Here is a 21035-nt window from a genome sequence, read left to right as displayed (position 1 = left end):
TGCTTAGCCGACTCCGGCCTCAGACAGGCTGCGGAACAGAAAAGTCTTGCCCGAGCGATAATCGTAGGCCGGGTCCTCCCAGGCGATCATCTTGCCGGGATTAAGCAGGCCCTGCGGATCGGCCTCGCGCTTGAAGGCGAGCTGCGTCTCGTCTGTCTGCTTCATGCCGCCCTCCTCCAGCGTGTAGCGATGCGGGTTGAAGATCGGCGCGCCCATCTCCTCATGAACAGCCATGATCTCCTCCAGCCGCTCCTCACTGGTGAAGCGCACCAGCGGCAGGCCGAAGCAGGTAATCTTGCCGTCGAAGCGCACGAATTCGAGATGGCAGGTCACCTCGTCGCCGAAGCGGGCATGGATCTTGTCCACCAGATCGACCTGGTTGGGATAGGGATAAAGCACCTGAAGATAGGTGATCGCCGGATCGACGCGTAGCGCCCTGAGTGTCGTGTGGTTCCAGCCCAGCTCATAGGCCGGCGGCAGGCCCTTGGCATCCTCAGGCGCGAGCTTGTCGGTGCGCAGCAGCAGTTCCGCGCCCTTGAAGCGCCGCGCATAGGCGCAGAGCGCATCGACCGCGAAATCGGCAGCCATGACGATGACGAGATGGCTGTCGCGCGGCAGGAACTTGCGATGGCGCAGGAAATAGTCGTGCGGCGCCGGCGCGGCGACGACGCAGAGGTTCTTCAGCGCCAGCCCGTCCTGCTCGCCGACCGCATTGGCGAATTCGGTCGCAGCCCGCAGGTCCTCGAAGCCGACGATGACATCGACCCAGCTATAGGCCGGCCCGAGCGGCATCTCGACCTCGGTGATGATGCCGTTGGTGCCATAGGCGTGGGCGACCTTGTGCAGGTCCTCGCCGGAAAATTCGAGGATGCGCGGGCTTGCCTCCATCGTCGCGACCTTAAGCCGGATGATGTTGCCCCAGTCGCGCAAGCCGCCCCATTTGATCGAGCCGACGCCGCCCGAGCCCCCGGCGATGAAGCCGCCGATCGAAGCCGTCTGGTAGGTCGACGGATGCAGCCGCAGCTCCTGCCGCGAATGTGCCCGCGTCTCGTCGTCGATCCGCGCCATGATCGCGCCGGGCTCGGCGACATAGCGGCCGGCCGCGATCTCCTTGACCTTGTTGAAGCCCGAGAGATCGAGCAGCACGCCACCCGAGAGGGGCATCGCCTGCCCGTAATTGCCAGTGCCGGTGCCGCGCGGCGTCACGGGAATGCCGAGTTCGTGGCAGGCGGCGAGAACCTGCACGACCTCGGCCTCGCTCGTCGGCGAGACCACGATATCGGCCACGACATGGTCGAGCTGGCGCTTCAGGATCGGCGAGTACCAGAAGAAGTCGCGGCTCTTCTGCTTCACCAGCGCCGGGTTCTCCTCGGTGCGGATGCCGCCAAGGCGCGTCTTCAGCGTGGCGATGTCGTAGCGTGCGGTCATGATGCTCTGCCCATCAGATGGTCGAGTTCGCGGTAGTCCGGCAAGGTCCGGTCGATCGCCCTGCTGGCAATCAGCACGGTGCGATCGGCCTGCGGCCGGGAGAAGAGTTCGGTCCAGTCGCGCGCCCGCGTCAGGATGAGATCGGCCGGTGAACCGACGGCGATGACGCCGCCTTCGATGCCCATCGTCTGCGCCGGTGTGCGTGCCACCGCATTCGCCCAGTCTGGCCCGGAATGATCGAGCTGAAGGATGCGCGTGCCCTCGCGCAGCACCTCGACGAGATCGAGATCGCCATAGGCGTAGAACGGGTCGCGGGTGTTGTCGGAGGCGATCATCACCGGCACGCCGGCAGCCTTCAATTCATGCAGCGCCGTGACGCCACGCCAGCGCGGCGTGCGGCCGGGCTGGCGGTCCTGCAGATACATGTTGCACAGCGGCAGCGAGACCACGGCGATGCCCGCTTCGCGGACCTTGGCGATGATGCGCGCCTCGTCCTCCGGTGCCTGAAGGGCGAGCGAGCAGCAATGCCCGCACAGGATTTTGCCCGCGAAGCGATGACGCAAAGCCGCATCCGCAATGTGCTCCAGCGAGCGCGCCGCCGGGTCGTTGGTCTCGTCGACATGGAAATCGAGATCGAAGCCGTTCTCGATCGCCGCCCGGAACAGGATGTCGAGCGCCCGGTCGAGTTCCGGGATCATGTAGGTGACGCAGCCGAGCAAGCGATCGCCATACGCCCTCACGGCGCCGACGATCGCCTGCATATGCGCAGGATCGAGCGCCGCATCAGCGCCGAAGAGCGGCGAGGCCTGAAGTGCGATGCGCCCGGCCCACTCCGCCCGCAATTCCGCATGGACCGGCCAGGAGATGCCGATCTGCTTGCCCAGCGAATCGAGATGCGTCCGCATCGCCGCCGTGCCGTGCGCGAAGGCGGTCCGCAGCGAGAAATCCATCCGCGTCCGCACGTCCTGCGCCGACCAGTTGGCCTCGCGATCGGCCCCGACAGTGTTCAGCGCGCCCGGAAAAGTGCCGTCCGGATTGGGGCTGCGCGGCCAGATATGCCCCTTGTCGAGATGGACATGCACATCGACGAGGCGCGGCAGTGCGATGCCGCCGTCGAGGTTCAAAGCCGGTCCAGCCGCTGCGGCCGTTCCGGCTAACTCGATCGCCGCGATGCGACCATCCGCGACGGCAAGATCGACACGCGCCAGCCCGTTACGGTCAGCCGGGATAACAGCGCCCTCGATCAGGCAGGCAGGCACGCGCAGGTCGGTCAGCCGGAAGGCGGGGGCATCGGGCAGGCGGGCGAAACCGGTCGTCACGTTGTCCTCGCCTCTCCTGCCTCTCAAGCTCCGGTTCGTCGATACCGGGCCGATGGAGCACCCGCAAGCCGCGCCGGCCCCTCCTCCCCCGCCGATGGCGCCGACAGCCATGCCGCCGTCGCATTCGGGCTTGTCCGGGCCGGCTGGATCGCGCATGAGGGCGGCGTCATCAGCCAACACGAGGTCGGACCCATGACCGGCGAAGCCCGCATTATCGACGGCAAGGCCACCGCGGCCGCGCTCAGGGCCGAGATCGGCCGCGAGGTCGCGGCCATCAAGGCTACGCGTGGACTGACGCCAGGGCTGCATGTTGTCCTGGTCGGTGAGGACCCGGCGAGCAAGGTCTATGTCGCCTCGAAGGAAAGGCTTGCGGTCGAGATCGGCATGAACTCGGTTGCCCATCGATTGCCGGCCGAGACGACCGAAGCGCAGCTTCTCGCCAAGCTCGCCGAGCTCAACGCGGACGACAGCGTCGACGGCATCCTCGTCCAACTCCCATTGCCGAAGCATATCGACACCGGCCGCATCATTGACGCCATCGACCCGGCCAAGGATGTCGACGGCCTGCATCCGATCAATGCCGGCCTGCTCGCCGGCGGCAAGAACGGCCTCGTGCCCTGCACGCCGCTCGGCTCCATGCTCCTTCTGAAACAGGCGCTGCCCTCGCTGTCCGGGCTCGACGCCGTGGTGATCGGCCGCTCCGAGCTGGTCGGTCGCCCGGTCGCCCAGCTTCTGCTCCAGGCCGATTGCACCGTCACCATCGCTCATTCGCGCACCCGCGACCTGGCCTCCGTGGTCAAGCGCGCCGATATCGTCATCGCCGCGGTCGGCCGTCCGCGCATGGTCAAGGGCGACTGGATCAAGCCCGGCGCGACCGTGATCGATGTCGGCATCAACCGCCTGCCCGACGGCAAGCTGACCGGCGACGTCGATTTCGCGGAAGCCGTGAAGGTCGCGGGCGCGATCACCCCGGTGCCCGGCGGCGTCGGCCCGATGACCATCGCCTGCCTGCTCAAGAACACGCTGACGGCGTTTCACGCGCGGCGCGGCTGAGCTCAGCGGCCAAACTTTTCCCAGTAGTCCTCGAACAAAAAAGGAGCTGCAGTCCTGCAGCTCCTTTTTCATTCTTGCAGCAGGGCCGCACCAGAGGCACGGCCCGCCAGCCCGATCACATATGGATCTGGCGCTTCTCCACGGCCATCGCGGCTTCCTTCACCGCCTCGGCCAGCGTCGGATGAGCGTGGCAGGTGCGGGCGAGGTCTTCCGACGAGCCGCCGAACTCCATCAGCACGGTCACTTCCGCGATCAGGTCGCCGGCATGCGGGCCAATGATGTGGCAGCCGAGCACGCGGTCGGTCGCCGCATCGGCCAGCACCTTCACGAAGCCGTCGGTGTGGCGCATGGCGCGGGCGCGGCCATTGGCCGTGAACGGGAACTTGCCGACCTTGTAGGCGACACCGGCCGCCTGCAGCTCTTCCTCGGTCTTGCCGATCGCGGCGACTTCCGGCGCGGTATAGACGATGCCGGGAATGGCGTCGTAGTTCACATGGCCGTGCTTGCCGGCGATGATCTCGGCCACCGCGACGCCTTCATCCTCGGCCTTGTGCGCCAGCATCGGCCCGCGCACGACGTCGCCGATGGCGTAGATGCCGGCGACATTGGTCTTGAAATGATCGTCGATGACGACGCGGCCCTTCTCGGTGGCGACGCCGGCCTTGTCGAGGCCGAGGCCATCCGTGTTCGGACGGCGGCCGATCGCGACCAGCACGATATCGGCATTGAGCGTGGTCGCCGTGCCGCCAGCCGCAGGCTCGACAGTGACGGTCGCGCCCTTCTTGCCCGTCTCGACCTTGGTGACCTTGGAACCGAGCTGGAAGGTGAAGCCCTGCTTCTGCAGGATGCGCTGGAACTGCTTGGCGACCTCGCCATCCATGCCCGGCAGGATGCGGTCGAGATATTCGACGACGGTGACCTTCGCCCCGAGACGCGCCCAGACCGAACCGATCTCGAGGCCGATCACGCCGGCGCCGACCACGACGAGCTCCTTCGGCACAGCGCCGATCTCGAGCGCGCCCGTCGAGGTCACGACGGTCTTCTCGTCGACGGTCACGCCCGGCAGCGGCGCCGATTCCGAACCCGTCGCGATGACGATGTTTTTGGTCTCGATCTCCTGCGCCTTGCCATCCTCGGCGGTCACGACGACCTTGCCGGCGGCGGGGATCGAGGCCGTGCCGTGGAAGGCGTCGATCTTGTTTTTCTTCAGCAGGAAGCCGACGCCGGTGACGTTGGCGTCGATCGTCTCCTGCTTGTGGGCCATCATCGCCTTGAGATCGAGCTTCGGCTTGCCGACGACGATGCCGAGCTTCTCGAAGGTGTGGCCGGCTTCCTCGAACATCTCGGAGGCGTGCAGCAGCGCCTTGGAGGGGATGCAGCCGACATTGAGGCAGGTGCCGCCATGGGTCTTGCGCTTCTCGACCACCGCGACCTTGAGGCCGAGCTGGGCGGCGCGGATGGCGCAGACATAGCCGCCGGGGCCGGTTCCGATGACGACGAGATCGTAGGCCGCAGCCATGGTGACTTCCTTTCCTGTGTTCGAATGCGGCGGCGCTTCAGCGCCCGCCGGTCACGTTCAAGACGGTTCCGTTGGTGTAGGAGGCCTCGTCGGAGAGCAGCCAGGCGATCGCCTGCGCCACCTCGCGCGCCGTGCCCTCGCGCTTCATCGGAAGCTGGTCGCGCAGCAGCGCGACGCGATCGGGCATGCCGCCGCTGGCATGGATCTCCGTATCGATGATGCCGGGCCTGACGGCATTGACCCGGATGCCCTCGGCCGCGACCTCGCGGGCGAGGCCGAGCGTGAAGATGTCGATGCCGGCCTTCGCGGCGGCATAGTCGAGATATTGCCCGGCGCCAGCCAGCACCGCCGCGGCGGAGGACAGGTTGACGATGCCGCCGCCCTGCCCGCCATGGCGGGTCGACATTCGCTTCACAGCCTCGCGGGCGCAGAGGAAGCTGCCCGTCAGGTTGATCCGGAACATCCGGTCCAGGCGGCTCAAGTCCATTTCGTCGAGGCGCTGCGGGGCATCGATGACGCCGGCATTGTTGACCAGCGCGGTCAACCGCCCGAGCTGGTCGGCCGCCGCGAAGATCGCAGCGACATCGGCCTCGTCGCCGACATCGCCCTTGACCGCGACCGCTTGCCTACCTTGGCCGTTGACGGCCGCGACCGTCTCGGCCGCGGCTTCAGCATTGGACTGATAGTTGACGACGAGATCGTAGCCTCGCTCCGCGAGCAGGATCGCGGTCGCCCGGCCGATTCCCCGGCTGCCGCCGGTGACGATCGCAACGCCCGACATATCCCGTCCCGCGCGATCAGAGATCGAGGACGAGGCGCGCCGGGTCCTCCAGGCCTTCCTTGATGCGGACGAGGAAGGTCACGGCTTCCTTGCCGTCGATGATGCGGTGGTCGTAGCTGACCGCGAGATACATCATCGGGCGGATCTCGATCTTGCCGTTCACGACGACCGGACGCTCCTGGATCTTGTGCATGCCCAGGATGGCCGATTGCGGCGCGTTCAGGATCGGGGTCGACATCAGCGAGCCGTAGACGCCGCCGTTCGAGATGGTGAAGGTGCCGCCCTGCATCTCCTCGATCGAGAGCTTGCCGTCGCGGGCCTTCTTGCCGAACTCGCCGATCTTCTTCTCGACGCCGGCGATCGAAAGCTCGTCGGCATCGCGCACGACCGGAACCACCAGGCCCTTCTCGGTGCCGACGGCGACGCCGATATGGTAGTAGTTCTTGTAGATGATGTCGGTGCCGTCGATCTCGGCATTGACCGCCGGAATCTCCTTCAGCGCCTGGACGCAGGCCTTCACGAAGAAGCCCATGAAGCCGAGCTTCACGCCGTGCTTCTTCTCGAACACGTCCTTGTACTGGTTGCGCAGCGCCATCACGCCCGACATGTCGACCTCGTTGAAGGTCGTGAGCATCGCCGCGTTGGACTGGGCTTCCTTGAGGCGGCGCGCGATGGTCTGGCGCAGCTTGGTCATCTTGACGCGCTCTTCGCGGGCGCCGTCATCCGGCGCCGACGGGGCGCGGACGGCAACCGGCGCGGGCGCCGCGGCCGGGGCAGCAGCGCCACCGGTCGCGATCGCGGCGAGCATGTCGCCCTTGGTCACGCGACCGTCCTTGCCCGAGGCAGCGACCTTGGACGGGTCGACGCCGCTCTCGGCGGCTAGGCGCGACACGGCCGGGCCGGAATCGGCGGCCTTGGTCGCGGCAGCCTTCGGAGCCTCGGCAGCGGGAGCCGGAGCGGCAGCAGCGGGCTTGGCCTCAGCCTTCGGCGCAGGGGCAGCGGCAGCAGCACCGCCTTCGGCGATCGTGCCGAGCAGCGCGCTGACACCGACCGTATCGCCTTCCTTGGCGACGATCTCGCCGAGCACGCCGGCGGCCGGCGCGTTGACTTCCAGCGTCACCTTGTCGGTCTCGAGCTCGACCAGGGGCTCGTCGGCCTTCACCGCCTCGCCCGGCTTCTTGAACCACTTGCCGATGGTGGCCTCGGAAACGGATTCGCCGAGGGTGGGTACGCGGATTTCGGTCGCCATGTCAGGCCTCTGTTGTCTCGTTCTCTGGCGGCAGGTTCGGCACCGGCTAGGGCGCCAATGCAGCAATGGAATCCGGCAGCGCGCTCAAGGCGCCGCCGGGAAGGATGTCAGGCCGCGAAGGCCTCGTCGAGGAAGGCGTTGAGCTGGGCGAGATGCTTGGACATCAGGCCGGTCGCGGTCGCGGCAGAGGCCGGGCGGCCGACATAGCGCGGACGCTTCGACTTCGAGCCGGCATGGCCCAGCACCCATTCGAGATAGGGCTCGACGAAGGTCCAGGAGCCCATGTTCTTCGGCTCCTCCTGGCACCAGACCACGTCGGCGCCCTTGAAGCGCGCCAGCTCCTGCGCCAGCGTCTTCAGCGGGAACGGATAGAGCTGCTCGACGCGCATCAGGTAGACATCGTCGACGCCGCGCTTCTCACGCTCCTCCAGCAGGTCGAAATAGACCTTGCCCGAGCAGAGCACGACGCGGCGGATTTTCGAGTCCTTCACCAGCTTGGTGGTCGACTTGCCGCGCTCGGCATCGTCGGCCAGCACGCGGTGGAAGGTCGAGCCCTCGGCCAGCTCGCTGAGGTCGGAGACGCAGCGCTTGTGGCGCAGCAGCGACTTCGGCGTCATCAGGATCAGCGGCTTGCGGAAGTCGCGCTTCAGCTGCCGGCGCAGGATGTGGAAATAGCTCGCCGGGGTCGAGCAATTCGCCACCTGCATGTTGTCTTCCGCGCACATCTGCAGGAAGCGCTCCAGGCGGGCGGAGGAGTGCTCCGGCCCCTGGCCTTCATAGCCGTGCGGCAGCAGGCAGACGAGGCCCGACATGCGCAGCCACTTGCGCTCACCCGACGAGATGAACTGGTCGAACACGACCTGCGCGCCGTTGGCGAAATCGCCGAACTGCGCTTCCCAGCAGGTCAGGGCGTTCGGCTCCGACAGGGTGTAGCCGTATTCGAAGCCGAGCACGGCCTCTTCCGAGAGCATCGAGTTGATGACCTCGTAGCGCGCCTGCCCCTCGCGGATGTCGTTCAGCGAGGTGTGGCGGGCCTCGGTCTCCTGGTCGATCAGCACCGAATGGCGCTGCGAGAAGGTGCCGCGCTCGCAATCCTGGCCGGAGAGGCGGACCGGATTGCCGTCGAGCAGCAGCGAGCCGAAGGCCAGCGATTCGGCCGTCGCCCAGTCGATGCCCTCGCCGGCCTCGACCGCTTTCTTGCGGTTGTCGAGGAAGCGCTGGATCGTCTTGTGGACGTTGAAGCCGGCCGGGACGGCCGTGATCTTCTCGGTGATCTCCTTCAGTACCGCCGCCGGCACGCCGGTGGCGCCGCGGCGCGGATCGTCCTCGTCGGCGCGGATCGCCTTCATGCCGGCCCAGCGGCCGTCGAGCCAGTCGGCCTTGTTCGGCTTGAAGGCCTGGCCGGCGTCGAACTCGACCTCCAGCTTCGCCTTCCAGGCGGCGCGCATCGCGTCGAGCTCGCCGGCTTCGATCACACCCTCGGCCGCGAGCTTCTCGCCATAGAGCTCCAGCGTCGACTTGTGGCCGCGGATCTTGCGGTACATCAGCGGCTGGGTGAAGCCCGGCTCGTCGCCTTCGTTATGGCCGAAGCGGCGATAGCAGAACATGTCGATCACGACCGGCTTGTGGAACTTCTGCCGGAACTCGATCGCGACCTTGGCGGCGAAGACCACCGCCTCCGGATCGTCGCCGTTCACATGGAAGACCGGGGCCTCGACCATCTTCGCCACGTCGGACGGATAGGGCGAGGAGCGCGAATAGCGCGGATAGGTGGTGAAGCCGATCTGGTTGTTGATGATGAAATGCAGCGAGCCGCCGGTGCGGTGGCCCTTCAGCCCGGAGAGGCCGAGGCATTCCGCCACGACACCCTGGCCGGCGAAGGCCGCATCGCCATGGATCAGCAGCGGCAGCACCTTCGAGCGCTCGACGATATCGCCGAACTGGTCCTGCTTGGCGCGCACCTTCCCGAGCACGACGGGATCGACGATCTCCAGATGCGACGGGTTGGCGGTCAGCGAGACGTGGACGTTGTTGCCGTCGAACTCGCGATCGGCGGACGCACCGAGATGGTACTTCACGTCGCCCGAGCCCTCGACGTCGTCGGGCGCGAAGGAACCGCCCTTGAACTCGTGGAAGAGCGCGCGATGCGGCTTGCCGAGCACCTGGGTGAGCACGTTGAGGCGGCCGCGATGGGCCATGCCGAAGACGATGTCGCGCACGCCGAGCGCGCCGCCGCGCTTGATGATCTGCTCCAGCGCCGGAACCAGCGCCTCGCCGCCATCCAGGCCGAAGCGCTTGGTGCCGGTGAACTTGAGATCGAGGAACTTCTCGAAGCCCTCGGCCTCGACCAGCTTGTTGACGATCGCGCGCTTGCCCTCGCGGGTGAAGGCGATCTCCTTGTCCGGCCCCTCGATGCGCTCCTGCAGCCAAGCCTTCTGCTCGGGGTCGGAGATATGCATGAACTCGATGCCGACCGTGCCGCAATAGGTCCGCTGCAGCACCGCGACCATCTCGCGGACGGTGGCGAACTCCATGCCGAGCACGTTGTCGATGAAGACCTTGCGGTCGAGATCGGCCTCGCCGAAGCCGAAGGCGGCCGGCGACAATTCCTCATGGTCGGTGCGGCTCTCGATGCCCAGCGGATCGAGCTTGGCATGGAAATGGCCGCGCATCCGGTAGGCGCGGATCAGCATGATCGCGCGCACCGAGTCGCGCGTCGCCTGCTGCACGTCGGCGGCGGAGAGCACGGTGCCGGCGGCCTTCGCCTTGGCGCCGAGCTTGTCGGAGATCACCTTCTCGACGACGGCCCAGTTGCCGTCCAGCGCCGAGACCAGCTCGCCAGAGGCGACGACCGGCCAGTTCGGCTTCTTCCAGGAGGCGCCCTTGGCGTTCTGCAGGACGGCTTCCTTGTCGTCCTTCAGCGCGCCGAAGAAGCCCTGCCACTGCTCGTCGACCGACTTGGGGTCGGCCTCATAGCGGGCATAGAGGTCCTCGATATAGGCAGCGTTGCCGCCATAGAGGAAGCCGGTCTGCGCGAGAGCCTCGTTGATGTCCTGGCGAGCCATGATGCTCCTGCCTTCCTTCGCCGCTTAAGTCATGTCCGAACCCTTGCCCGGACATCATTCAATCTGTCGTCATGCCCGGGCCTGACCCGTGCAACCCCTCGGGATTTGGCGGCGCGTCATGGCCAGCTCAAGGCCGGCCATGACGCGCTAAAACGCCTCAGCCCTTCAACACTTCCACCAAGGTCTTTCCAAGGCGCGCCGGCGAGGGCGAGACCCGGATGCCGGCCGCTTCCATGGCAGCGATCTTGTCCTCGGCGCCGCCCTTGCCGCCCGAGATGATCGCGCCGGCATGGCCCATGCGACGGCCGGGAGGAGCCGTGCGGCCGGCGATGAAGCCGACCATCGGCTTCTTGCGGCCGCGCTTGGCCTCGTCCTTGATGAACTGCGCCGCGTCCTCTTCGGCCGAGCCGCCGATCTCGCCGATCATGACGATCGAGGTGGTCTTGTCGTCGGCCAGGAACATCTCGAGCATGTCGATGAACTCGGTGCCCTTGACCGGGTCGCCGCCGATGCCGACGGCCGTGGTCTGGCCGAGGCCCTCGCGGGTGGTCTGGAACACCGCCTCATAGGTCAGCGTGCCCGAGCGCGAGACGATGCCGACCGAGCCCGGCTTGAAGATGTTGGCCGGCATGATGCCGATCTTCGACTCACCCGCCGTGACGACGCCAGGGCAGTTCGGGCCGATCAGGCGGGTCTTGGAGCCGACCAGCGAGCGCTTGACGCGAACCATGTCGAGCACCGGGATGCCCTCGGTGATGCAGATCACCAGCGGGATCTCGGCATCGATCGCCTCGCAGATCGCGTCCGCGGCGCCCGGGGGCGGCACGTAGACGACGGACGCGGTGGCGCCGGTCTTGGCCTTGGCCTCGTGCACGCTGTCGAAGACGGGCAGGCCGAGATGGAGCGAGCCGCCCTTACCCGGCGAGGTGCCGCCGACCATCTGCGTGCCATAGGCGATCGCCTGCTCGGAGTGGAAGGTCCCGTTCTTGCCGGTGAAGCCCTGGGTGATGACCTTGGTGTTCTTGTCGATCAGGATGGACATGTCTGCTCCTCAGGCCTTCTTGACCGCAGCGACGATCTTCTGCGCGGCGTCGTCGAGGTCATCGGCGGGAATGACGTTCAGGCCGGAATCGCGGATGATCTGCTTGCCTTCCTCGACATTCGTGCCTTCGAGGCGAACGACCAGCGGAACCTTGAGGCCGACGGCCTTCACCGCCGCGATCACGCCGCGGGCGATGACGTCGCACTTCATGATGCCGCCGAAGATGTTGACGAGAATGCCCTTCACCTTCGGGTCGGCGGTGATGATCTTGAACGCCGCCGTCACCTTCTCTTCGCTAGCGCCGCCGCCGACGTCGAGGAAGTTCGCCGGGCTTTCGCCGTAGAGCTGGATGATGTCGAGCGTCGCCATGGCGAGGCCGGCGCCGTTGACCATGCAGCCGATCGTGCCGTCGAGCGCGATATAGGCGAGGTCGTACTTGGAGGCCTCGATCTCCTTGGCGTCCTCCTCCGTGGTGTCGCGCAGCGCAACGACCTCGGGGTGACGGTAGAGCGCGTTCGAGTCGAACGAGACCTTGGCGTCCAGGCACTTGAGCTGGCCCTGGGTGGTCACGATCAGCGGGTTGATCTCCAGCATGTCCATGTCCTTGGCCACGAACGCTGCGTAGATCTGGCCGAGCACGGTGCCGGCCTGCTTGGCGAGGTCGCCCTGCAAGCCGAGAATGCGCGCCATGGAGCGGCCGTGATGCGGCATGATGCCGGTCGCCGGGTCGACCGAGAAGGTCTCGATCTTCTCGGGCGTGTCATGGGCGACAGCCTCGATGTCCATGCCGCCCTCGGTCGAGATGACGAAGGCGATGCGCGAGGTCTCGCGGTCGACCAGCGCCGAGAGGTAGAACTCCTTCTCGATGTCCGAGCCGTCCTCGATATAGAGGCGGTTGACCTGCTTGCCGGTCTCGCCGGTCTGGATCGTGACCAGCGTGTTGCCGAGCATCTCCTTGGCGTGGGCCTCGACTTCCGCGACCGACTTGGCAAGGCGAACGCCGCCCTTGGCGTCGGGGCCGAGTTCCTTGAACTTGCCCTTGCCGCGCCCGCCGGCGTGGATCTGCGACTTCACGACGTAAAGCGGCCCCGGCAGCTTCTTGGCGGCCTCGACCGCCTCCGCCACCGTGAGAGCCGGGAAACCGGCCGAAACGGGCGCGCCGAATTCCTTGAGGATGGCTTTGCCCTGGTATTCGTGGATGTTCATGTGCTCGGTTTCCCTGACAGCGACCGAAAATTGACGAGAGGGCGGCCGCGCGTTGTCGCGCCGCCGCCCTCGCTTAACTTACGCGAGTGACGGATCGACGGTCTTGCAGGCGTCGATCAGGTTCTGGACCGAAGCCACCGACTTCGCGAGCATCTCCTTCTCGGCGCCGTTGAGGCGGATCTTGACGACGCGCTCGACACCCTTGGCGCCGATCACGACGGGAACGCCGACGAACATGTCCTTGACGCCGTACTGGCCGCGCAGCGCAGCAGCCGCCGGCAGGACGCGCTTCTGGTCCTTGAGATAGCTCTCGGCCATCGCGATCGCCGAGGCAGCCGGCGCATAGAAGGCCGAGCCGGTCTTGAGCAGGTTGACGATCTCGCCACCGCCCTTGCGGGTGCGCTCGACGATGGCGTCCAGCTTCTCCTGCGTGGTCCACTTCATCTTGACGAGGTCCGGCAGCGGGATGCCGGCGACGCCCGAGTAGCGGACCAGCGGCACCATGTCGTCGCCATGGCCGCCGAGAACGAAGGCCGAGACGTCCTTGACCGAAACCTGGAATTCCTCGGCGAGGAAGTGGCGGAAGCGGGCGCTATCCAGCACGCCGGCCATGCCGCAGATCATGTTGGGCTTGAGGCCCGAGAACTTCTGCAGCGCCCAGACCATCGCGTCGAGCGGGTTGGTGATGCAGATCACGAAGGCCTTCGGAGCGTACTGCTTGATGCCCTCGCCGACCGACTTCATCACCTTGAGGTTGATGCCGATCAGGTCGTCGCGGCTCATGCCGGGCTTGCGCGGCACACCGGCGGTGACGATGATCACGTCGGCGCCCTTGATGTCCTCGTAGGAGTTCGTGCCCTTGTAGCCGGCGTCGAAGCCGTCGACCGGAGCGGACTCGGCGATGTCCAGGCCCTTGCCCTGCGGAATGCCCTCGGCGATGTCGAACAGGACGACGTCGCCCAGCTCCTTGAGGCCGGCGAGGTGAGCGAGCGTGCCACCGATCTGGCCGGAGCCGATGAGGGCGATCTTCTTACGGGCCATTGCCTAGTCCTTTTGTTTCTGGCGCGACCATCGATCCGGCTGCTACCGGCTTCGACATTCAAAATGCCTTGGCGCTGCGACAGGTCAGCTCCCGGTGGGAGCCGGCCAAACCGTGCGTTCCTTTGGCCCAAACCGGGCTTTTGCCGCAACCCTCGCCGCAAAAGCGGCTTTTCTCGGGCACGAAACGCCTCGCGCGTCGTCGCGCAAGGCCGGCCCCGATTTTTCAATGACTTAGCGGCGGCTCTCCGCTTCACTCGGTTCCATCAGGAACGAAAATCGATAATTACAATTTACATATATTGTAATTGGTAACCGGATTATTCACACGATCCCGCTGCCGAGCACCCGCAGGATCACACGGATCAGGGTCGAGAGCCGGGTATCGACGGAAGCCTGCGGCACGTCCGCTTCCAGCGCCAGCGAGGCCGGATGGATGAAGCGGTTGGTAGCGTCGATGACGAAGGCGATCGCCCGGTCGCGGTCGCGCGGCTCGAACACGCCGGTCGCCATCCCCTCGTCGACCACGCGCTCGAACAGGGCGCGCACGCGGGTGCGGTTGCGCCGGCTGATCGCATGCCGTTTGGCGACCGCCAGCGACAGGGCTGCGAAGAGATGCGGCTCCTCGGTCAGGAGGTCGCGGTTGGCCTTGGCCAGCGCCAGGATCAGGCGTTCGAGCTTGTCGTCGGCCGGGTCGGGACCATCGGCGACATCCGCGAGCCGGCGCTCGGTCGCCTTCAGCCAGACATCGACGACGGCGTCGATCAGCGCGCCCTTGGAGGGGAAGTAGCGGTAGACATTGGCATGGGTCATGCCGGCCTCTTCCGCCACGGCAACGACCGTGAAGCGCTTCAGCCCGAACTTGCGCAGATGCTCGCCGGCGACCGTGAGGATGCGGGTCTCGCTCGGTTCGCGCTGCGGCATGGCTCAGGTCTCCACCAGCCCTGTCGTATCGCCGCTCGCGGCCGAATCCGGCCGGCCATGCGGCATCGCGAGATATTCCTCGGAGCGCATCTCGATCAGGCGGGAGACGGTGCGGTCGAACTCGAAGGCCTCGCGCCCCTTGCTTGCGCGATAAAGCTCATGCGGCTCGGCTGCCGCCGAAGCGACGAGCTTCACATGATGCTCGTAGAGCGTGTCGATTAGGATGATGAAGCGCTTGGCCTCGTTGCGCCGGTCGAAATCAAGGATCGGGATGTCGTCGAGCACCAGCGTATGGAAGCGCTGCGCCAGGGCGATGTAATCCGAGGCGCCGTAGGCCTGGGCGCAGAGATCGGCGAAGCCCGCCCGCGCCACGCTGGCGGCGGCCTGCGGCAGGACGAGATCGTGCCCCTGCACGTTCAAAACAGTGCGCTGCCCCTGCGCCGTACCGGACAAGGCCTTGAAGGCAGCATCGAGCGCAGCCTTCGCCTTCCCGTCGGCGGGCACATGATAGACCGGCGCCCCGCCGAGCTTCTCCAGCCGGAAATCGGTGCGCGCATCGAGCTTGAGCACCTCGACCCTGGTCTGCAGCAATTCGATGAAGGGCAGGAACAGCGCCCGGTTGAGCCCGCCCTCATAGAGCCGCGACGGCTCGACATTCGAGGTCGCGACCACCACGACGCCGGCGGCGAACAGCGCCGTGAACAGCCGCCCGAGGATCATCGCATCGGCGATGTCGGTGACGGTGAACTCGTCGAAGCAGAGCAGATAGGCCTCATCGGCGAGATCCGCCGCGACCGGCGCGATCGGATCGCCTTCCTTGACCTCGCCGCTCTTGATCTTCTGACGATAGGCGTTGATGCGGCCGTGGACGTCGGCGAGGAACTCGTGGAAATGCACGCGGCGCTTGCGCTTCACCGGCGCGGCCTCGAAGAACATGTCCATCAGCATGGTCTTGCCGCGGCCGACCGAGCCCCAGACATAGAGCCCCTTCGGCGCCGCCGCCGTATCCGGCTTCTTGCCGAAGAGCCAGCCGAGCGCGCTGCCCTTGCGGGCGAGGCGGCGGGCGGCGAGCGTCGCGGACAAGGTCTCGAGCTTCTTGACCACCGCGACCTGCGCGGGATCGCGCTCGATGGCACCCGCCTCGACCAGGGCGGCATAACGGTCGGTGATCGAGGCTGACATGACGGCGGGCGCTGGCGATCCGGAAAAGACCAGACCGGGTTACGGCAGCCCTGCCGTCATCGCAAGCCCGATGGCCCCTTTCGGGAGAGAGCGTCATTCTCGGGCGGCGCATCGCGCCGACCCGAGAAGCTCATGACCAGACTGCGCTGGTTTCGGAGATGCTCGGGTCAAGCCCGAGCATGACGCGAGACCGCCCCCGCAGGGCTCACTTGCCCTGGTTGATCGAGACCGGCTTCACCGCATTGTTGGCGAGGCCGTACTTCTCGATCAGCTTGTCATAGGTGCCGTTCGCCTGCAGCCGGTCGAGCGCACCCTTGACCGCATCGCGCAGCTGCGTGCCTTCCGCCGTCTTGGCGAAGGGGATGCCGGCCAGCGAATGGGTGAAGGGCTTGCCGAGCGCGATATAGGTGTTCGGCTCCAGCTTCTGGAAATGGCTCATCGTCTCGCTGCCCTGGACGCCGCCCTGCAGGCGCTGCGTCTTGAGCTGCGTGCGGGCGTCGACCGAGCCTTCGGTGCCGACCACATTGATCGCCGGCTTGCCCTTGGCAACGCAGTTCGCCTCGCTCCACTCACCGATCTGGCGCGGCCAGTTGGTCGCGCGGCTGGCGCCGACGCTCTTGCCGCACAGGTCCTCGGGGGTCTTGATCGTGTCCTTGAAGGCGGTGACCGTGTAGAACTGCGCGCCGGAATCCATGTAGTCGATGAAATCGGCGGTCTCGCGCCGCGCCGGCAGGTCGCTCATCCCCGCCATCACGGCGTCGACGCGGCCGGTCTGCAGCGAAGGCAGCATCTGGGCGAAGGCGGTTTCCTGCCACTCGACCTTGACGCCGAGTTCCTTGGCGATGGCTTCGCCCAGCTCGATGTCGAAGCCCGAGAGCTGGTTGGTCGCGACATCCTTGAAGGCGATCGGCGGATAGTTCGGCTGGGTCGCGATCACGATTTTGCCGGCGGTCTTGATGCGGTCCGGCAGGGCCTGGGCCTGCGCGGCAAGCGCGGTGCCGGCGAGCAGCGCGGCAGCGATGGTCAAACGAAACATGTGGTCTCTCCCTCTAGTGAACTGGTTCAGCCGCCGTCACTTCAGGACGGCGGCGATGAAGTCGCGCGTGCGCGCCTGGCTCGGCGCGACGAGCACGGTCTGCGGTGGCCCCTGCTCGACGATCTCGCCCTTGTCCATGAAGACGACGTCGCCAGCCACTTCGCGGGCGAAGCCGAGTTCATGCGTGACGACGATCATGGTCATGCCGGACGCCGCGAGATCGCGCATCACGTTCAGCACCTCGCCGACGAGCTCGGGATCGAGCGCCGAGGTCGGCTCGTCGAACAGCATCAGCTTCGGCTTCATCGCCAGCGCCCGAGCAATGGCGACGCGCTGCTGCTGCCCGCCCGAGAGCTCGCTCGGATAGGCGTCGCGCTTGTCGGCGAGGCCGACGCGCTCCAGCAGCGCCGTCGCCTCGGCGACGATCTGCTTGCGCGGCTGCTTCAGCACGGTGAGCGGCCCCTCGATGATGTTCTGCAGCGCCGTCATGTGGTTGAACAGGTTGAAGCGCTGGAACACCATGCCGGTGACGAGGCGCTGACGCGCGATCTCGACATCGGTCAGCTCGTGCAGTTCGTCACCGACGCGGCGATAGCCGATCAGCTCGCCATCGACGCGGATGGCGCCCTTGTCGATCTTCTCGAGCTGGTTGATGCAGCGCAGCAGCGTCGACTTGCCCGAGCCGGACGGCCCGATGATGCATTGCACCGTGCCGGGCTCGATCGAGAGCGAGACGTTGTTCAGCGCCTTCAGCTCGCCGAAGATCTTGCTGACATTGGCGATCGTGACGATCGCGCTATCAGCCTTCGCCGGGTTCTCCGCCGTGCTCATGCCGTTTCCTCCTGCACCGCGGCGCGCTTGGTGCGCCGCCCTCCCCGCCCCTTCGAAAAGTGGCGTTCGAGGAAATACTGTCCGATCTGCAGGATCGTCACCACGAGCAGGTACCAGCCGGCCGCAACGATCAGCAACTCGATGACCCGCGCATTGGCGTAGTAGATCGTCTGCGCGTTGCGCAGGATCTCGGCATACTGGATCACGCTCGCGACCGAGGTCAGCTTGACCATGCTGATCACCTCGTTGCCGACCGGCGGGATGATGACGCGCATCGCCTGCGGCAACACGATCCGGCGCAAGGTCGTCAGCCGGGTCATGCCGATCGCCTTGGCGGCCTCGGTCTGCCCGGTATCGACGGAGAGGATGCCGCCGCGCACGACTTCGGCGGTATAGGCGCCCTGGTTCATGCCGAGCCCGAGCAGCGTCGCCATGAATGGCCCGATGATGTCGATCGTGCGCCAGGAGAACAGGCCGGGGATGCCGATGGTCGGGAAGACCAGCGCCAGGTTGAACCAGATCAGGAGCTGCAGCAGCAGCGGCGTGCCGCGGAAGAACCAGATATAGAACAGCGCCGCGCTGCGCAGCACCGGGTTCGGCGACATGTACATGATCGCGAAGATCACGCCGAGCACGATGCCCAGCGTCATCGCGCAGACCGTCATGATCAGCGTGTTGCCGAGACCGGCGATGATCGCCGGTGCGGTGAAGAACTGCCGCACCACAGGCCAGGCGATGTCGCCCTCGACGAAGGCCATCACCACCCAGGCGAGGACAGCCAGGATCAGCGCGGAAGCGACCCAGCGGCCGTAGAAGCGCCGCGGCACGATCCTGAGACGGGCGATCGCAGCGAGGTCGCGGCTGCTGATCGGCGAGGTTGCGTCGCTCATCGACCCGTCTCCCGGCTCCAGGCTTCAAGACTGGCAAGCTTGCCACGGAAGCGCGCGATCTGCTCGCGCACCCGCTCGGGAGCCGTGCCGCCATGGCCGCTGCGCGCCGCAACCGCGGCATCGAGCGTCAAATGGTCGAGAACGCCGGCATCGAGCCGCGGATCGACGGCGCGAAGATCGACGGCGTCGAGCGATTCAAGCTCGCGGCCCATCTCCTCGCAATAGCGCACCAGCGCGCCGGTGATCTCATGCGCCTCGGCGAAGGGCACGCCGTTGCGGGCGAGATGATCGGCCACCTCTGTCGCCAGCGCGAAGCCGGAGCCGGCCTGGGCCCGCATCGTCGCGACATCGGCGCTCATGCTGGCGATCAGCCCGGCGAAGGCCGGCAGCACGTCTTCGAGCACGTCGACGGCGTCGAAGCCCGTGCGCTTGTCCTCCGCGAGGTCGCGATTATAGGACAGCGGCAAACCCTTCAGCGCGCCGAGCATGGTGACGAGGTCGCCGGTCAGCCGTGACGCCCGACCGCGCGAGATCTCGGCGATATCCGGGTTCTTCTTCTGCGGCATGATCGACGAGCCGGTCGCGAAGGCATCGTCCAGCGTCACCCAGGCGAATTGCCGGGAGGTCCACAGCGTCACCTCTTCGGCGAGACGCGACAGGTTCGTCGCCAGCATCGCCGCGACGAACAGGAACTCCGCGACATGGTCGCGTGCACCGACGGCATCGACCGAATTCTCGAATGGTCCGTCATAATCGAGTGCCTTGGCGCTGAGTTCCGGGTTCAGCGTGATCGCCGAACCGGCGAGCGCCGCCGCCCCGAGCGGGGACTGGCCGGAGCGCTTCTCCCAGTCGGTCAGGCGCGAGGCATCGCGCATCAGCACCTGGCCATGCGCCATCAGCCAATGGCCGAAGGTGACGGGCTGCGCGCTCTGGAGATGGGTGAAGCCGGGGCAGACCGAGGCCGCATGCTCCTCCGCCTGATCGGCGATCGCAGCCAGCAACTCCGCCAGCATGCCGGCGAGCGAGCGCGACTTGCTCCGCAGATAGAGCTTGAGATTGTTCGCCGCCTGGTCGTTGCGCGAGCGTCCGGCGCGGAGCTTGGCGCCGGTCGAGCCGACGCGCTCGGTCAGGATACGTTCGATGAAGGTATGGACGTCCTCGTCATCGGGACCGGGCGCGATCCGCCCCGCGACCGTATCGCGGGCGATCCCGTCGAGCGCGGTCAGGATGGTCTGGAGTTCCTCGGCCGTCAGCAGGCCGGCGCGACCGAGTTCGGCCGCATGCGCCTTGCCGCCCGCGACATCCTGCGGCACCAGCCTTGCGTGCTCGCCGGCGGCGCTCGACAGCTTCATCAGCCGCGGGTCCGGCGGCTTGCGGAAGCGGCCGCCCCAGAGTCGGGTCGTCTGGTTCATGATCTCGTTCCTCCCGTCAGGGAAGAATGGCCTCTTGACCGAGAGGCCGGCAAACGAAACGATCTCCGCCGAGATAGTCCAAAAAGGAATACCCCATGGCGGCCAGCCGGCCACCCCCGTCAGCCGCGGCGCTGAGGGCGTTCGCGACCGTCGCAAGGCTGGGCTCGACGGCCCGCGCCGCCCTCGCGGTCAACCTGACCCAGAGCGCGGTGTCCAAGCAGATCCTCTCGCTGGAGCATCACCTCGGCACGGTGCTGTTCGACCGCAGCCCGCTCGGCCTCAAGCTCACCGAAGCCGGCGCGATCTACCTGCCCTATGCGGAAGCCGCGCTGGAGCAGATGGAACGCGGCGCGCGGCGTCTCGCCGAGCGCAACGCCATCGCCCGGCCGATCCGCCTGCACATGGTCGCGATCGCCGGCGAGCGCTGGCTGATGGCGCGCTTTCCGGCCTTCGCCGAGGCCCATCCCGGCGTCGACGTGCAGTTCACCAATTACGTCAGCGAGAGCGAGACGGAGGAACCGGATATCGAGATCGCCCATGGCGTCCCGCCCTGGCCCGGAAAGGAGGCGCATTTCCTCTTCGGCCGCGATGTCGCGCTCGTCGCGGCGCCCAGCCTGATCGAGCGGATGGGCGGTTTCCGCCGCGCTGCCGATATCCAGAAGATGACCCTGCTGCAGCACTATCAGATGCCGACCTTCTGGGCCGAGTTCACCGAAGCGCATGATCTGCGCGGCGCAGTGCCAGAGCATACCGTGCGCTACGGCTATTATTCCGTGATCACCAGCGCCGCCGTCGCCGGCCTCGGCCTCGCGCTGGCGCCACGCTGCTACGTCGCCGACGAGCTTGCCTCCGGCGCGCTCGTCAATCCGCTGGGGCTCGGCTTCACCAGCGCCATCGGCTGCTGGCTGACGCGGCCGCTCGACCAGCCGCCGCGGCCCGGGCTGGATGCCTTCATCGCCTGGCTGCGGGCCGAGGCCGAGAGCTTCGACGCAGCGACGCGCGCGCCGCCCCCTTACGTCTGACCCGACCCGGCGAAACCTCCCCCTCGCCTGCGCGTTGT

At 66.7% G+C, this 21035-nt stretch carries 17 protein-coding genes; 2 read left to right on the top strand and 15 right to left on the bottom strand.

Annotated features, from left to right (window positions below):
* Positions 1 to 3: 3 nt before the first annotated feature.
* Together AC1RLU_RS02235 and AC1RLU_RS02230 are read right to left on the bottom strand one after the other, a co-directional pair.
* The gene (locus tag AC1RLU_RS02235) at positions 4 to 1428 is read right to left on the bottom strand and encodes an FAD-binding oxidoreductase (protein WP_492793673.1); all 1425 of its coding nucleotides are present in this window, start codon (positions 1426 to 1428) and stop codon (positions 4 to 6) included.
* Positions 1425 to 2747, bottom strand: coding sequence for a cytosine deaminase (locus AC1RLU_RS02230; protein WP_492793672.1), 1323 nt, complete (start codon positions 2745 to 2747; stop codon positions 1425 to 1427). Before AC1RLU_RS02230 ends, AC1RLU_RS02235 begins: the two co-directional genes overlap by 4 nt.
* Before the next feature lie 192 nt (positions 2748 to 2939).
* Between AC1RLU_RS02230 and folD the strand changes: the two genes are divergently transcribed.
* The gene (gene folD / locus AC1RLU_RS02225; protein WP_492793671.1) at positions 2940 to 3800 is read left to right on the top strand and encodes a bifunctional methylenetetrahydrofolate dehydrogenase/methenyltetrahydrofolate cyclohydrolase FolD; all 861 of its coding nucleotides are present in this window, start codon (positions 2940 to 2942) and stop codon (positions 3798 to 3800) included.
* 115 nt (positions 3801 to 3915) lie between these two features.
* Here the strand turns inward: folD and lpdA are convergent, their stop codons facing one another.
* The 13 genes from lpdA to argH form a co-directional block, all read right to left on the bottom strand.
* Positions 3916 to 5319 carry a dihydrolipoyl dehydrogenase gene (gene lpdA, locus AC1RLU_RS02220; RefSeq protein WP_454034305.1) on the bottom strand — a complete coding sequence of 468 codons (1404 nt, stop codon included), beginning with the start codon at positions 5317 to 5319 and terminating at the stop codon, positions 3916 to 3918.
* Positions 5320 to 5356: 37 nt separating this feature from the next.
* A complete protein-coding gene (locus tag AC1RLU_RS02215; RefSeq protein WP_492793670.1) occupies positions 5357 to 6100 on the bottom strand; it encodes an SDR family oxidoreductase in 744 nt (247 codons plus the stop codon).
* Positions 6101 to 6116: 16 nt separating this feature from the next.
* A complete protein-coding gene (gene odhB / locus AC1RLU_RS02210; protein WP_492793669.1) occupies positions 6117 to 7349 on the bottom strand; it encodes a 2-oxoglutarate dehydrogenase complex dihydrolipoyllysine-residue succinyltransferase in 1233 nt (410 codons plus the stop codon).
* A gap of 107 nt (positions 7350 to 7456) precedes the next feature.
* Positions 7457 to 10414, bottom strand: a complete 2958-nt coding sequence (locus AC1RLU_RS02205) for a 2-oxoglutarate dehydrogenase E1 component (RefSeq protein WP_113584899.1) — start codon at positions 10412 to 10414, stop codon at positions 7457 to 7459.
* Positions 10415 to 10571: 157 nt separating this feature from the next.
* Positions 10572 to 11456 (bottom strand): succinate--CoA ligase subunit alpha, encoded by an 885-nt coding sequence (gene sucD, locus AC1RLU_RS02200; RefSeq protein WP_091856990.1) that lies wholly within the window; start codon positions 11454 to 11456, stop codon positions 10572 to 10574.
* 9 nt (positions 11457 to 11465) lie between these two features.
* Positions 11466 to 12662: an ADP-forming succinate--CoA ligase subunit beta gene (sucC, locus tag AC1RLU_RS02195; RefSeq protein WP_091856989.1), complete on the bottom strand. Its 1197-nt coding sequence runs from the start codon at positions 12660 to 12662 to the stop codon at positions 11466 to 11468.
* A 78-nt stretch (positions 12663 to 12740) separates the two neighbouring features.
* Positions 12741 to 13703: a malate dehydrogenase gene (mdh, locus tag AC1RLU_RS02190; protein WP_061969967.1), complete on the bottom strand. Its 963-nt coding sequence runs from the start codon at positions 13701 to 13703 to the stop codon at positions 12741 to 12743.
* Between the two features lie 321 nt (positions 13704 to 14024).
* A complete protein-coding gene (locus AC1RLU_RS02185; RefSeq protein ID WP_061969969.1) occupies positions 14025 to 14624 on the bottom strand; it encodes a TetR/AcrR family transcriptional regulator in 600 nt (199 codons plus the stop codon).
* Between the two features lie 3 nt (positions 14625 to 14627).
* Positions 14628 to 15806 carry a cell division protein ZapE gene (gene zapE / locus AC1RLU_RS02180; RefSeq protein ID WP_492793668.1) on the bottom strand — a complete coding sequence of 393 codons (1179 nt, stop codon included), beginning with the start codon at positions 15804 to 15806 and terminating at the stop codon, positions 14628 to 14630.
* A gap of 205 nt (positions 15807 to 16011) precedes the next feature.
* The gene (locus AC1RLU_RS02175) at positions 16012 to 16842 is read right to left on the bottom strand and encodes an ABC transporter substrate-binding protein (protein WP_492793667.1); all 831 of its coding nucleotides are present in this window, start codon (positions 16840 to 16842) and stop codon (positions 16012 to 16014) included.
* A gap of 36 nt (positions 16843 to 16878) precedes the next feature.
* A complete protein-coding gene (locus AC1RLU_RS02170) occupies positions 16879 to 17673 on the bottom strand; it encodes an amino acid ABC transporter ATP-binding protein (protein WP_091856986.1) in 795 nt (264 codons plus the stop codon).
* Positions 17670 to 18563: an amino acid ABC transporter permease gene (locus AC1RLU_RS02165; protein WP_492793666.1), complete on the bottom strand. Its 894-nt coding sequence runs from the start codon at positions 18561 to 18563 to the stop codon at positions 17670 to 17672. Before AC1RLU_RS02165 ends, AC1RLU_RS02170 begins: the two co-directional genes overlap by 4 nt.
* The gene (argH, locus tag AC1RLU_RS02160) at positions 18560 to 19975 is read right to left on the bottom strand and encodes an argininosuccinate lyase (RefSeq protein ID WP_492793665.1); all 1416 of its coding nucleotides are present in this window, start codon (positions 19973 to 19975) and stop codon (positions 18560 to 18562) included. The genes AC1RLU_RS02165 and argH overlap by 4 nt, the downstream gene beginning before the upstream one ends.
* 95 nt (positions 19976 to 20070) lie before the next feature.
* Between argH and AC1RLU_RS02155 the strand changes: the two genes are divergently transcribed.
* Positions 20071 to 20997, top strand: a complete 927-nt coding sequence (locus AC1RLU_RS02155) for a LysR family transcriptional regulator (RefSeq protein WP_113584894.1) — start codon at positions 20071 to 20073, stop codon at positions 20995 to 20997.
* Positions 20998 to 21035: the final 38 nt, after the last annotated feature.

The sequence above is a fragment of the Allobosea sp. GW822-FHT05A11 genome, assembly GCF_058800455.1.
Note: the sequence above shows the minus strand (reverse complement) of the source record. Positions and strands in the feature narration are given on the sequence as shown.